General features: G+C 71.3%; 14 protein-coding genes. 7 read left to right on the top strand and 7 right to left on the bottom strand.

Going from position 1 to position 13295, the window contains the following annotated elements; translation table 11 throughout:
- Window positions 1–73 precede the first annotated feature (73 nt).
- From K7C98_RS00095 to K7C98_RS00075, 5 genes are all read right to left on the bottom strand, one after another.
- A complete protein-coding gene (locus K7C98_RS00095; RefSeq protein WP_224189400.1) occupies window positions 74–661 on the bottom strand; it encodes a hypothetical protein in 588 nt (195 codons plus the stop codon).
- A gap of 120 nt (window positions 662–781) precedes the next feature.
- On the bottom strand, window positions 782–1465 hold the full coding sequence (locus K7C98_RS00090; protein ID WP_224189399.1) for a succinylglutamate desuccinylase/aspartoacylase domain-containing protein: 684 nt from the start codon (window positions 1463–1465) through the stop codon (window positions 782–784).
- A 67-nt stretch (window positions 1466–1532) separates the two neighbouring features.
- Window positions 1533–2222, bottom strand: coding sequence for a sterol desaturase family protein (locus K7C98_RS00085; protein WP_224189398.1), 690 nt, complete (start codon window positions 2220–2222; stop codon window positions 1533–1535).
- Window positions 2203–2982: a FadR/GntR family transcriptional regulator gene (locus tag K7C98_RS00080; protein WP_224189397.1), complete on the bottom strand. Its 780-nt coding sequence runs from the start codon at window positions 2980–2982 to the stop codon at window positions 2203–2205. The genes K7C98_RS00085 and K7C98_RS00080 overlap by 20 nt, the downstream gene beginning before the upstream one ends.
- A 173-nt stretch (window positions 2983–3155) precedes the next feature.
- Window positions 3156–3926, bottom strand: a complete 771-nt coding sequence (locus tag K7C98_RS00075) for an arginyltransferase (protein WP_224189396.1) — start codon at window positions 3924–3926, stop codon at window positions 3156–3158.
- A gap of 85 nt (window positions 3927–4011) precedes the next feature.
- Between K7C98_RS00075 and K7C98_RS00070 the strand changes: the two genes are divergently transcribed.
- The 3 genes from K7C98_RS00070 (at window position 4012) to K7C98_RS00060 (ending at window position 8496) form a co-directional block, all read left to right on the top strand.
- Window positions 4012–4842 carry an MBL fold metallo-hydrolase gene (locus K7C98_RS00070; RefSeq protein WP_224189395.1) on the top strand — a complete coding sequence of 277 codons (831 nt, stop codon included), beginning with the start codon at window positions 4012–4014 and terminating at the stop codon, window positions 4840–4842.
- Window positions 4843–4940: 98 nt separating this feature from the next.
- On the top strand, window positions 4941–5348 hold the full coding sequence (locus K7C98_RS00065; RefSeq protein ID WP_224189394.1) for a response regulator: 408 nt from the start codon (window positions 4941–4943) through the stop codon (window positions 5346–5348).
- A 454-nt stretch (window positions 5349–5802) separates the two neighbouring features.
- Window positions 5803–8496 (top strand): putative bifunctional diguanylate cyclase/phosphodiesterase, encoded by a 2694-nt coding sequence (locus tag K7C98_RS00060; protein WP_224189393.1) that lies wholly within the window; start codon window positions 5803–5805, stop codon window positions 8494–8496.
- Window positions 8497–8499: 3 nt separating this feature from the next.
- Here K7C98_RS00060 and K7C98_RS00055 read toward each other — a convergent pair whose 3' ends face one another.
- Both K7C98_RS00055 and K7C98_RS00050 read right to left on the bottom strand, forming a co-directional pair.
- Window positions 8500–8970, bottom strand: coding sequence for a VOC family protein (locus K7C98_RS00055; RefSeq protein WP_224189392.1), 471 nt, complete (start codon window positions 8968–8970; stop codon window positions 8500–8502).
- Between the two features lie 34 nt (window positions 8971–9004).
- Window positions 9005–9598 (bottom strand): tRNA-(ms[2]io[6]A)-hydroxylase, encoded by a 594-nt coding sequence (locus K7C98_RS00050; protein ID WP_224189391.1) that lies wholly within the window; start codon window positions 9596–9598, stop codon window positions 9005–9007.
- 29 nt (window positions 9599–9627) lie between these two features.
- Between K7C98_RS00050 and K7C98_RS00045 the strand changes: the two genes are divergently transcribed.
- The 4 genes from K7C98_RS00045 (at window position 9628) to K7C98_RS00030 (ending at window position 13214) form a co-directional block, all read left to right on the top strand.
- Complete coding sequence (locus K7C98_RS00045; RefSeq protein WP_224189390.1) at window positions 9628–10476, top strand: hypothetical protein; 849 nt, start codon at window positions 9628–9630, stop codon at window positions 10474–10476.
- A 10-nt stretch (window positions 10477–10486) separates the two neighbouring features.
- Window positions 10487–11446, top strand: coding sequence for a sensor histidine kinase (locus tag K7C98_RS00040; RefSeq protein WP_224189389.1), 960 nt, complete (start codon window positions 10487–10489; stop codon window positions 11444–11446).
- On the top strand, window positions 11443–12198 hold the full coding sequence (locus K7C98_RS00035; RefSeq protein WP_224189388.1) for a response regulator transcription factor: 756 nt from the start codon (window positions 11443–11445) through the stop codon (window positions 12196–12198). Before K7C98_RS00040 ends, K7C98_RS00035 begins: the two co-directional genes overlap by 4 nt.
- Before the next feature lie 62 nt (window positions 12199–12260).
- Window positions 12261–13214, top strand: a complete 954-nt coding sequence (locus tag K7C98_RS00030) for an acyl-CoA desaturase (RefSeq protein ID WP_224189387.1) — start codon at window positions 12261–12263, stop codon at window positions 13212–13214.
- Window positions 13215–13295 lie beyond the last annotated feature (81 nt).

Raw genomic sequence — 13295 nt, 5'->3', positions numbered from 1 at the left:
TGTTTCGTGCATGTCCTGGCGACCAGGTCACTGGAGACATGCGTGGAAGGCCAGGTTCTCTCGGCGCGCGGGATCAGAAGAAGATCCCGCTGACCAGGGTCCACGGCTCGTGGCGCAGGGTCCGCCAGGTGAAGTCGAGCAGCACGCGGTCGAAGTTGTCGCGCGGGTAGGCGGCGAACACGGCCGCGACCGGCCCCTTCGGCAGGCCGAAGCGCAGCAGGCCGCGGGTGTGCTCGATCTGGACCGCGCGGCGGAACGCGTCGGCCTGCGGCGACAGGTTCGGCACCGACAGCAGGCGGTGGTTGTAGACCAGGCACTCGTCGACGATGTCCTGCGGGGCGGCGATGGCGTAGCCGGTCATCTCGCGCGCGAACAGGCTGCGGCTGCGCTCGAGGTAGGTGCGGCCGGTGTCCTCGCGGCTGACGATCCCGAGGTCGTGGCACATGGCGATCGCGTAGGCGAGGTCGCGCGCGAGCGGGGTGCCCTCGCGCGCCAGCAGCATCTCGGTGAACAGGAACAGGCGCCGGCAGTGGTTGCGGAAGCCGTCGCCGTCGTAGGGGCTCGTGGCCTCGAAGACGGCCTCCGCGCGGGCGGCGAGCGGGCTCGTCGGCAACGAGGGGGCGGCCGGGGCGGTGGCGGTCTGGGTGGCGGGCTCGAGCACTCGCAAAAATCTACCGCAGACCCGCGCGGGGCACGACAAAACCGGCGTGAGGCTCCCCCGCGCAAGGGCCGTGGCAGCGGGACGGACGCCTGCGGTCAAACGCGCGCGCAGCGGCCCGAATCAGGCCATCGGACGGACACCGAGGTCGTCGAGCAGCAGCTCGACCACGGTGCGCTGCATCTCGATGCGGCGGGGCTCCGGCAGGCCCATCCACGTCTCGACGCAGATCCCCACGCACCCGGTGGCGTCGACGATGACCTCGGTCGACGACGTCGCGACAGGGTAGTACTGCGGAGCCCAGCGCTCGTCCTCGCCGGCGAGGCGCGCGTTGAGGCGGTCGATCGTGCGGCCGATGATCGCCGGCATCGGCTCGACGCCGTAGACCAGCGTCTGCCCGAACGACGGCTTCACCTCGGGGTGGTAGCGCTTGTGGCTCTCGTGCAGCGTGGCCATCAGCGCCGGCCGCTCGGCGAGCACGAGGTCCATGAAGCGGCGGGCCAGCTTGCGCTCGCGCTCGGGCGCGTCGGCGTCGCCGGGAAAGCAGCGGTTGAGATCGAGGCCGCCGGGGGCGCAGCGCTGGCGGGCGCGATAGGCGGGAGGGTTCATCACCGGCACGACGATCAGGCGCCCGCGCGCCGGCCGGATGTCCTCCTCGAGCAGCTCCTGCAGCGCGTGCACGCCGGCGACCTCGTCGCCGTGGATCCCGGCCTGGATCAGCGCGACCGGGCCCGGCTCGGCGGCGTCGAAGACGTGGATCGGCAGCGTGGGCGAGAACCAGTGGACCCCGGGCGACAGACGCGACACGCCGCGAGGATGCCCCAGGGCCGCGGCGCTCGGCAAGGAGCTGCAGATGTCCCGAAGGACAGGCTGCTCACGGCGGGCCGGGCAGGTCGGTCGGCGCTTCGATCCCGAGGGTGCGGCACGTGGGCGAGTTGGGCACGCCGGCGTGGTCGGGCATGGTGCCGAGGATCCGGTCGCCGAGGTGGGTGGTGACGCCCTGCCAGTAGTGCTCGTTCTTGAAGTGGTGCAGGCGGTGGTAGCGCCAGATCCGGCGGTAGAACTCGCTCTGGGGCTTGTAACCGGTGTGCGTGAGGTAGTGCGTCCACTCGTAGAGGAAGGCCACGACCACGCTGCCGACGACGCCGCTGAGGGCCATCTGCGGGGTGGGCGCGAGCAGGAACCACACGGCGGAGAACATCGCCAGGCCGAGCCAGCCGGCCCGCCGCGGGATGAACACCAGCTCGAGCCGCCACGGGTCGCGGTGGTGCGCGCGGTGGAACTTGGCGATCTGCAGGTCGAAGGTGCGGCCGAACACCCGCGTCGGCTTGAAGTGGAGGATGTAGACGTGGATCAGCCACTCGGCGAACGGCTGCACCGCCAGCAAGATCGGGACGACGAGCAGGTCGGACCAGCCGAAGCCGCCGACGGCCACCCGCGTGGCGACCAGCAGCGGCAACACCACGGCGAAGATCCGCGGGCTGTGAAAGGTGAAGAAGGCGCGCGCGGCCTGGCCCAACGTGGGGTTCTTGCCACCCAGGGGTTCATGTTCGTGGGTCGTCATCGTCCTCGTCCTCCTCTCCTTCTTCTTGTTGGTCGGTCGACGTCTCGAGCGCGGCGAGCAGCTGCAAGATGCCGCGCGAGCCGTGCTGCATGAGCGCCTGGGCCGACTGCCCGGCGCCCTCGCCGTCGCGGCGGCGCACGGCCTCGGCGATCCGGCGGTAGGCCGCGAGGTCGCGCAGCTCCTCGCCCATCACCTCGACCAGCGCCTCGCGCATGCCCTCGTAGCTGTGGCGCAGGCCGTTGAAGGCCAGCTGGTAGGCGATGTTCTCGCTGCACACGGTCAGCAGGTCCCAGAACTGCAGCGCCAGCACCTGCAGCGCCAGCAGGTCGTGCTCCTGCGCGGCCATCGCCGCGACGACCTCGTCGAGCTGGAGCACCTGGCCGGGGCTGCGGCGCAAGGCGGCCAGGCGAGCGATGTCCGGGGCCATCGCGGCCCGCATCTCCATCACGCTGCGAGCGACGCGGAGGTCGACCGTGCCGTCGTGATGAAAGAGGAGGCGATTGAGCAGGTCGAGGCTGGCGGTCTGCTTGAAATCCAGCACCCGCGTGCCGCCGCCGTGCTGAATGGCGATGAGGCCGGCCTGCGACAGCCGCTTCAGCGCCTCGCGCACCGCGCCGCGGTTGACCCGCAGCACGTCGCACAGCGCGCGCTCGCTCGGCAGCGGCGTGCCGGGACGCATCCGGCCGTGCACGATCTCCTGGGAGAGCTGCTCAAAAACAGCGTCGGACAGGGATTTTCGGGCGACGGGCTTGAGGCGCATGGCAGACAGCCTGATGCGCTGAGCATGTCATGCTGAGATTCGATGGTCAACTGGTCATACCAGTTTAACAAAGGCGCGCGAAACCGCCCCTCGCTCAGCGCGAGAGGCGGAGGCGAATCGGGGACCGGGCAAGCACGCTGCCGCTGGGGCCGCGGCGCCGCATGGCCCACGCGTCATGTCTCTTCAGACATGTCGTCGGTGCTCGCGCCGGGGCGGTCGAAGCGGCGCCAGCGCCCGCCGATGCGGCGCTCGTGGGGCAGGTAGCGGGCCTTGTAGGCCATCGACGGGCACTCGCGGATGTACAGGCCGAGGTAGAGGTAGCGGAGGCCCCAGGCGCGGCACAGCTCGAGCTGCTTCATGATCGAGAAGACGCCGGGGGACAGCGGCTCGAAGTCGGGGTCGAAGTAGAAGTAGACGGCGGACAGGGCGTCTTCGGCGCGGTCGACGACGGCGACGCCGACCAGGCGGCCGTCGACGCGGTAGCGGATCTCGAACGACTCGCAGCAGGTGTCGACGAGGAACGCGCGGTAGCCGACCTCGTCGATGTCGTGGCCGTCGGCGTTGAGGTCGCGCTCGGCCTTGTGGCGGTTGTAGAGGGCGACCTTCTCGGGCGTGAGCTCGGGCGGACCGATCTCGACGTCGATGCGCCCGAGGCCGCGCCGGTACACGCGGCGCTGGGTCTTGTCGGCGACGAAGCGCTCGACGTCGATGCGGATCGGCTCGCACGCCTGGCAGCTCGGGCACGAGGTGCGGTAGAGGAGCACGCCCTGGCGGCGGTCGCCGACCCGCAGCCGCTCGGCGAACTCTTGCGGGGTAAGCATCCGCGTGGGCACGCGGAGCGGCATCCGAGCGTCGCGCCCCTGGAGGTAGGGACAGACGGTCGCCTCGTCGTATACGAGCAACTCGGGCGGGTCGGCCGCGAGCAAGCGAGGGCGCCAACGCATCATCGGTCAGTATACGGGGCCTCGACGCCGCGAGGCGCGCCATCGACGGTTGTACTGGGCGGCCCGCCCATTACACTCGGCTGCCATGGCCGAGCCTGAAGTCCTCGACCCCGGCGTCTGGCGGGTTCCGTTCGAGACGCCGACGCTTCCACCGGCGACCGCCACCAATACTTTGATCGTCGGCACGCGGCGCCTCGCGGTCATCGAGCCGGCCACGCCGTATCCGACTGAGCGGGCCGCGCTCGACGCGTTGCTCGCGGAGCGAGCCGCCGGAGGCGCGGAGATCGTCGCCGTGCTCGTCACCCACCACCACGGCGATCACATCGGCTACGCGTTCGAGCTCGCGCAGCGGCTGGGTGCGCCGCTCTACGCCCACGCGCTCACGGCGGAGCGGCTCGATTTCCCCGTCGACATCGCGCTCGAAGACGGCGACCGGCTCGAGCTCGGCGACGGATATGTCCTTCGGGCCCTGTTCACGCCGGGCCACGCGCCGGGCCACCTCGTCTACTGCGAGGAGCGGACCGGGATCGCCTACGCCGGCGACCTCGTCGCCGGGCTCGGGACGATCCTCATCGACCCTGCCGACGGAGGAGACATGTCGGCCTACCTCGATTCGCTCGCCCGCCTCGCCGGCGAGCGGCCGAGTGCCCTCGTCCCCGCCCACGGTCCCGTCATTGCGGCGCCGCAGGAATGCCTCGAGCGCTACATCACCCATCGCAGACAGCGCGAGGCCCGGGTGCTGGCCGCCCTGCACGCCGGCGCCACGCGGGTGCCCGAGCTGCTGGCCGGCGCCTACGCCGACACCCCGCAGGCGATCTGGTGGCTGGCCGAGCGGTCCCTGGACGCCCACCTGCGCAAGCTCGAGGCCGAAGGCCGGGTCCGGCGCGAGGGCGACGGTCAGTTCGTGCTGCCCTGAACGGGCGCGCCGCCGTACACCGGCTTACCAGCGCGCAGTCGCCCGGCGCGTCGCGCGGTCGCCCTTCGCCGGCTGCTGGTGTTAGGATGGACCCGGTTATGCCCAAGGTCTTGATCGTCGAGGACAACGAACTCAGCCGGGACATGCTCTCGAGGCGACTCCGTCGCAAGGGCTACGAGGTGCTCGTCGCCGTCGACGGCGGCGAGGGTGTCGCCATGGTGAAGAAGGAGAAGCCCGACATCGTGCTGATGGACTTGAGCCTCCCGGACATGGACGGCTGGTACGCCACGCGCGTGTTGAAGGAGCACGAGGCGACCGCGAACATCCCCGTCATCGCCCTCACCGCGCACGCCATGTCGGGCGACCGCGAGAAGGCCCTCGAGGCCGGCTGCGACGATTACGACACCAAGCCGATCGACCTGCGGCGGCTCCTGTCGAAGATCAACCGCTTCGTGCCCGACCCCGAGGGCGGCGCCGGCGACCCCGGCGACAGCCGCGGCGGTTGAGCCGGCGCTGCTCGTGACGCACCGCGGTCGTGCGTCGCCTCCGCTGTCTCGCCGCGTGGCCCCGACGCAGGCTCGCAGACCGGACGCGACGCAGGACCTCTCGCCTGTTTCTTCCGCCATCCCATCGGGGTGCGCCGGTCACTCGTCCGCGCACCGACGCACCCGTCCGCGCGCCGATCTCACCGCCCTGCCGTCAGGAATTCGCGCCGGACCGCCCCGGGAAACCGCGATAGAACCATGTCCTGACCGGCTCCTCACGCGTCCTGGAATTGACACCCCTCGCGGGCCCCTGTAACGCTCTTTTGGCACGGTTTTCCCGCGGAGAACTGCGATCACGGACTCGCATCCACACCTCGCTGCGCCCGCCGAGAGCGGGCTCGAACCCCAGGGAGACGCCGGGGCTGCAGGCCGGCTGGCCGCCCTGCGCGCGCAGATCGAGCAGCGTTTCGGCTACTTGCCGGCCTTCTTCGAGCCGGCCTTCGCCTGTCCGGACACCCTCGCCGACCTGTGGCACGCCGCCAGACACGCCTACCTCGATTGCCCGCTGCCCGCCGTCTTCAAGGAGCTCACCCTGCTCCTCGCCCTCCGCCGCGCCGGCGCCGGCCTCGTCGAGCACGCGCTCGCCCTGACTCGCCTCGGCCGCGCGCCCGCCGAGGTGCTGGCCGTCCTCGACGACCCGCGCGCCTTCGTCGAGCAGCTGCCGGCCCGCCGCGACGGCCTGCGCGAGCGCCTGCGCGAGGTTCACCTGCACCTCGAGACATGGCCTGAAGACCCTGTCCTTCACGACATCCTCATGGGCTGCGGGCTCGCCTTCGCCGCCGACGCGCGCGACGGCGCCGAGGGCCGGGCGCTCCTGGCCGCCTGCCTGACCCCGGCGCTGTACGCCCGCTGGACCGCGCTGGTCGCCTACGCGCGCAGCCGGGCCGCCTGGTACGAGCTGCACCCGGACCTCGGCCAGCGCGTCGACCCGCCGCTGGTCGAGACGCACGCCTGGCTGCTGCGCGAGGCGCCCGGCCTGGCGCGTCACTTCGGCGACCCGGCCGCCAGCGCGCGCCCGCTGATCGCTCCCGCGCTGCTGCGGCTCATCGACGCCGTCCCGACCGGCATCCTCCAGCTCGACGCCCGCGGCGCGGTCGTCATGTCCAACACCACCGCGCAGCGCCTGCTCGGCCACAGCGCCGCGGCCCTCGCCGCGCTCGGCATCGACGACCTCGAGACCGGCGCCCTGCGCGACGACGGTCACCCGCTCGGCCCGGCCTCGCCGCTGCGGCGCTGCCTCGAGCTCGGCAAGCCGCAGCCGCCGATGACCGTCGGCCTCCGGACCGCCCGCGGCGAACTGCTGTGGACCAGCCTCACCGCCGTCCCGGTCGACGACGACGGCCAGGGCGCGGCCGCGATCATGGTCACGCTGGTCGACATCAGCGAGCGCCGCAAGATCGAGCGCGCCCTGCAGGAGAGCGAGATCAAGTACCAGCTGCTCGTCGAGGCCTCCGACGTCTTCCTGCTCTGCTTCGACCGGCGCGGCATCATCTTCCACGCCAACGAGCTGATCGCCGACCTCTTCTCCTCGACCGTCGACAGCCTGATCGGCAAGAGCCTCGCCGACCTCGCGCCCGACCTGCCCGAGCTGGCCGAGGCCTACCTCGCCCGCTTCGAGCAGGTCATGGAGAGCGGCATCGGCGTCTCGGTCGAGGAGATGATCGAGGTCCGCGGCAAGACCGGGTGGTTCTCGTCGACCGTCGTCCCGCTGCGCGACTTCGACGGCGAGGTGACCGGCGTCCAGGTCGTCGCCCGCGACATCACCCGCCGCCGCCGCGCCGAGATCGCCCTGCGCGCCCGCGAGGAGCGCTCGCGCCACGACTCGCTGCACGACCCGCTGACGCGCCTGCCCAACCGCCAGGCCTTCATGGAGAAGCTCGAGTCCGCGCTGCAGGCCGTGCGCCAGGGCCGGCCGGCCTTCGCCGTGCTGTGCCTCGACCTCGACCGCTTCAAGAACATCAACGACAGCCTCGGCCACTCGATCGGCGACCGCCTCCTCATCTCGTTCGCGCGCCTGCTGCAGGACTGCGTCGGCGCCGACGACCTGCTCGCGCGCCTGTCCGGCGACGAGTTCGGCATCCTCTTGCCCAACGTCCAGGACGCCAGCGACGCCATCCGCGTCGCCGACCGGATCCTCGGCCAGCTCAAGCAGCCGCTCGCCCTGCGCGACCAGGAGGTCTACACCTCGATCAGCGTCGGCATCACCTGGAGCGCGCTGGGTTACGAGCGCACCGAGGACATCCTGCGCGACGCCGACACCGCGATGCACCGGGCCAAGCGGCGCGGCAAGAGCCGCTACGAGCTGTTCGACGCCGACATGCACGCCGAGGCCGTCGCCCAGCTCACGCTCGAGAGCGACCTGCGGCGGGCCATCGAGCGCGGCGAGTTCGAGGTCTACTACCAGCCCGTCATCGACCTCGTCAGCGGCCAGATCAGCGGCTTCGAGGCGCTCCTGCGCTGGAACCACCCCACGCGCGGCCTCGTGCTGCCCGGCGAGTTCATCGGCTGCGCCGAGGAGACCGGCCTCATCATCCCGATCGGTGAATGGGTCCTGCGCGAGGCCTGCGGGCAGATGCAGCGCTGGCACCTCAAGTACCCGCACCGCGAGGCGCTGTCGATCAGCGTCAACCTCTCGGGCAAGCAGTTCGCCCAGCCGGCGCTGATCGCCAAGGCCCTGCACGAGAGCATGCTCGTCCCGTCGAGCCTCAAGCTCGAGATCACCGAGAGCGTGATCATGGAAGATCCGAAGACCGCCTCCGAGCTGATCGAGCAGCTGCGGATGGAGCAGGTCCACTCCTACGTCGACGACTTCGGCACCGGCTACTCCTCGCTCAGCTACCTGCATCGCTTCCCGATGTCGGCGCTGAAGATCGACCGCTCCTTCATCAGCAACATCGGGCCCGACGGCGAGAACGCGGAGATCGTGCGCACGATCGTCACGCTGGCGCACAACCTCGGGATGAGCGTGATCGCCGAGGGCGTCGAGACGCGGGCGCAGCTCGACCTGCTGGCCGAGATGGGCTGCGAGTTCGGCCAGGGTTACTTCTTCTCGCGGCCGGTCACCAGCGCCGTCGCCGAGTCGATGATCTCGCGCGACTGCGTCGCGTGAGGCTCAGCGGCCGGCCGCGATCAGCTCGGCGGGCGCCTGGACCAGCTCGATGAGCACGCCCTCGCCGCCGAGCGGCGCGTCGCCGTCGCCGCGCGGGTGGATGAAGCACACGTCGTGGCCGGACGCGCCGCGGCGGATGCCGCCGGGCGCGAAGCGGACCCCCTGTCCCGAGAGCCAGGTCACCGCCGCGTCGAGGTCGTCGACCCACAGGCCGATGTGATTGAGCGCCGGCTCGTGCACGCGCGGCTTCTTGTCGGCGTCGAGCGGCTGCATCAGGTCGACCTCGACCTGCCACGGCCCCGAGCCGGCGACGGCGATGTCTTCGTCGACGTTCTCGCGCTCGCTGCGGAAGCTGCCGACGATCGGGAGGCCGAGCAGGTCGGACCACAGGTGACGGAGCGCCGCCTTGTCGCGGCCGCCGACTGCGATCTGCTGGACCCCGAGGACGCGGAACGGGCGGTGTTCGCTGGTCATGGCGCGCAGACTGTAACGCCGAACGCGCGTCGGTTCACGCCGCGACCGCGCTGTGCAGCCGCGGCTCGCCCGGGTCGCCGCGGAGGACCTCGGCCTCGTGCAGCGCCAGGGCTTCGAGCCTGGCCGTGAGCTCCGCCTCGCCGACGACCTCCAGCTCGCGCGCCAGCTCGACGTAGCTGTGGAAGTGTCGCGCCTCACAGGCGAGCAGGCCGCGGTACAGCTTCACCAGCCCGGGGTCGTCGAGCGTCTCGGCCAGCAGCCGCATCCGCTCGCAGCTGCGCGCCTCGATCAGCGAGCAGCACAGCAGCGTGTCGAGCAGCCGCATCGGCTCGTGCGTGCGGGCGGCGCTCATCAGCCTGGCCGCGTACGGGCTCGGCGTCTGGCGGCGGAACTCGAGCCCGCGCGCGCGCATCACCGCCACCACCTCCTCGAAGTGGGCCAGCTCCTCGCGCGCCAGCCGCGACAGCGGCACCACCATGGCCGGCCGCTCCGGGTAGCGGAAGATCAGCGACAACGCAGTCGACGCCGCCTTCTTCTCGCAGTGGGCGTGGTCGAGGAGGATCTCCGGCAGGTGCTCGCGCGCTCGCGCGGCCCAGCTCTGGTCGGTCGGCGCGGCCAGGTGCAGCATCGGCGGCGGCAGTGTACCCTGGCGCTCGCGTGCCTGCCCTGTTCCGCGTCGCGGCGGTCCTCGCGTTCGCCGCCTGCGCCGTCGCCCCGCCCGGCCTGCCGGCGCAGCCGCCCGCGGGTGCGGCCGCGCCGGCGCGGCCGCTCGGGCCGCCCACCAAGATCCTCTCCGCCCACGCTCAGCCGCCGGCCAGCGGCGACGAGCGCGAGTACTTCGGCGTGGGCGTCGGCACCCTCCTCTACGTCGACTTCAGCCGCCCGCTCGACCCGGCCGGTCTCATCCCCACGCGCTTCGTCGTGCTCGCCCGCGACGGCACCCGCCGCGTCCCGATCGCCGCCAGCCTCGCCCCCAGCAGCGAGCGCGACGAGCTGCGCGCGCTCGAGCTCGTCATCCCCGCCCCGCAGCGCGAGCTCGTCAGCGTCACCATCGCCGGTCAGCTGTTCGACGCCGACGGCCGCGACCTCGACGGCCTGTCCGCCGACGTCACCCCCGCCGAGGCCGCGCCGTTCCCGGTGTCCGCCGAGATCCTGTCCCAGGGGACAGATTGCCCCGTCATGCCCGGCGCCGCCGGGTCCGCCGCCGTGCGCGTGTGGTGGAGCGCCCCGGTCGCGCCCGGGCCCGGCGGCGTCCGCCTCCTCCTCGCCGACGGTCGCGCCCTCCCGCCGCTCGCGCTGTCCGACCTCGCCTGCACCCCGGAGCAGCGCCTCGCCGAGCCGGCGCCCGCCTGCGACCCCGAGGACGACAGCGTCATCGACTACTGCACCGCCGTCGGCGCCGCGCTCGACCGCGTCGAGCTCGACGCCGGCGCGGTCAAGAGCCGCACCGGGCTCGCCAGCGCCCCGGGCTCGCTACAACTTTCGTACATGTCCGCAAGTCTATGAACCTTTCGCCATGACTCGAAGGACACGCACCATGGCGATCGCCCGCATGACGCGGTCGATCTCCGTGCCGATCATCCTGGCCTCCGGCGCGGTCGCGCTGTGCCTGGCGCTGCTGGTCGGCTGGAGCTACCTGGTGCTGCAGAACCCCGAGCTGGTGGCCGACCTGCGCGGCAACCGCTGGTTGCTGGCCGCGGGCATCGGCTCGCTGGTGGTCGTCATGTTCGTGATCGTCCTCTTCACGGTCTTCCTGGTCCGGGAGATCCGCGAGGTCCGGCGCCAGACCAGCTTCATCGACTCGGTCACGCACGAGCTCAAGAGCCCGCTCGCCGCGCTCAAGCTGTGCCTCGAGACGCTCGCGCGGCCCGACCTGCCGGGCGCGCAGCACGAGCGGCTGCGGCGGATGATGCTCGACGACGTCGAGCGCCTGAGCGCCTTCATCGACCGCGTGCTCACGGCCACGCGCCTGGCCGGCGAGGTCCGGCCGTCGCAGCACCTCACCGACATCTCGCTGGCCGAGCTCGCGCGCCGCTGCGCCGGCGGGGTCACGCGTCGCGCCCACCTGGCCGACGACGTCGTCCGCGTCGACATCGCCCCCGAGCTGCGGATCGTCACCGACGAGGTCGCGCTGGCGGCCGTGCTCGAGAACCTCATCGACAACGCCATCAAGTACAGCGGCGACGACGTCGAGGTCGTCGTCAGCGCCAGCGCCGTCGAGGGCCGCGGGCTCGTCGCGCTCGAGGTGCGCGACCGCGGGATCGGCATCCCGCGCACCCACCTGCGCCGCGTCTTCGAGCGCTTCTACCGCGTCCCCGAGGAGGCCGTCCGCGAGCGCCGCGGCACCGGCCTCGGCCTCTACGTCGTCTCGGCGATCGTGCGCTCGCTCGGCGGTCGCGCCGAGGCCCTCTCGCCTGGCCCCGGCCAGGGCACCACGCTCCGCATCACCCTCCCCATCCGCCTGCGCACGGCATGAACCTCACCACCCCCCGACTCCTCCTCGTCGAGGACGAGCAGCACCTCGCCGCCGGGCTCAAGCTGAACTTCGAGCTCGAGGGTTACGCCGTCGACCTCGCCAGCACCGCGCGGCGGGCCGCCGAGCTCCTGCTCGGGGCGCGCTACGACGTCATCGTCCTCGACGTCATGCTCCCCGACACCGACGGCTTCGAGCTGTGCAAGAAGTTGCGCGACGGCGGCAACTTCAGCCCCGTCCTCATGCTGACCGCGCGCGACGCCACCGACGACCGCGTGCGCGGCCTCGAGGTCGGCGCCGACGACTACCTCGTCAAGCCGTTCGAGCTCAGCGAGTTGCTGGCCCGGGTGCGCTCGCTGCTGCGCAGGCGCTCGTGGGAGCGCGAGCAACGCCCGCCGCTCGAGCGACCCGCGCAGGACACCACCGCATCGACCGCGCCGATCCGCTTCGGCGACGCCGTCATCGACGTCGAGCGCGGCGAGGCCCGCATGGGCGACCAGGAGGTCAAGCTCACGCGCCTCGAGTTCGACCTCGTGCGCTACTTCGCGGCCAATCCGGGTCGAGTGCTCTCGCGCCAGGAGCTGCAAGAGCAGGTGTGGAAGCTCGCCAACTACCCCAACACGCGCATGGTCGACAACTTCATCATGCGCCTACGGCGCCACTTCGAACCCGACCCGGTGAACCCCGTGTATTTCGTGTCGGTGCGGGGCACAGGCTACAAGTTCGTCGTCCCGAGTCCGGTGACCAAACCGTGACACGAGGTGACGACTCGAGGACAGGCATCGATCGGGCAACTCCGGCACCTTGACCGGAGCGCATGCAGCTCGACTCGCCGATCCCGATCCCCGACAAGTACCGCGACCTCCCTGCGCCGGAGCGACCGGGGTACGACTGGGCCAGCATCGGGCCGATGGCGATCATCCACCTGCTCCCGCTCGGCGCGCTGTGGACCGGCGCGCGCTGGCAGGACTGGGCCATGTGCTTCGCCCTCTACTTCGGGCGCATGTTCTTCGTCACCGGCTGGTACCACCGGTACTTCTCGCACCGCACCTTCAAGACCAGCCGGATCGTCCAGTTCATCGCCGCCTTCCTGACCCAGACCGCCTCGCAGCGCGGCGTGCTGTGGTGGGCCGCGCACCACCGCAACCACCACAAGTTCAGCGATCTGCCGTGGGACACCCACTCGCCGATCCAGCGCGGCTTCTGGTACTCGCACATCGGCTGGATCTACGAGAAGAACGCCGGCCACACCGACTACAACAAGATCCGCGACCTCGCCAAGTACCCCGAGCTGCGCTGGCTCGACAAGCACTGGTATGTCCCGCCGACCGTCCTCGGCGTCCTCACCACCCTCACCATGGGTTGGTCGGGCCTCTTCATCGCCTTCGCCCTCAGCACCACCCTGCTGTGGCACGGCACCTTCACCATCAACTCGCTCGCCCACGTGTTCGGCAAGCGCCGCTTCGCCACCACCGACACCAGCCGCAACAACTGGCTGCTGGCGCTCATCACCCTCGGCGAGGGCTGGCACAACAACCACCACCACTACATGGGCTCGACCCGCCAGGGCTTCTACTGGTGGGAGGTCGACATCACCTACTACATCCTCAAGGCCATGAGCTGGGTCGGCCTCGTGTGGGACCTGCGACCTGTCCCCGAGACCATCCTCGCCGAGGGCCGCCGCAAGAGCGCCGGCCCGACCGCCCCGGCCGCCAGCAGCGAGATCGACCTGCGCGACGCCCTCGACGCCGCCCTGCCCGACCAGCTCTGAGCGGATCGCCCTGTCCTTGGCGACATGCCCAGTCGGGCATGTCGCCATACGCATGTCCCAACGGACATGCCCTCTTTAATA

The sequence above is a fragment of the Nannocystis pusilla genome, assembly GCF_020073745.1.
GTDB classification, from domain to species: domain Bacteria; phylum Myxococcota_A; class Polyangia; order Nannocystales; family Nannocystaceae; genus Nannocystis; species Nannocystis radixulma.
This window is presented reverse-complemented; position numbering and strand designations above follow the sequence as displayed.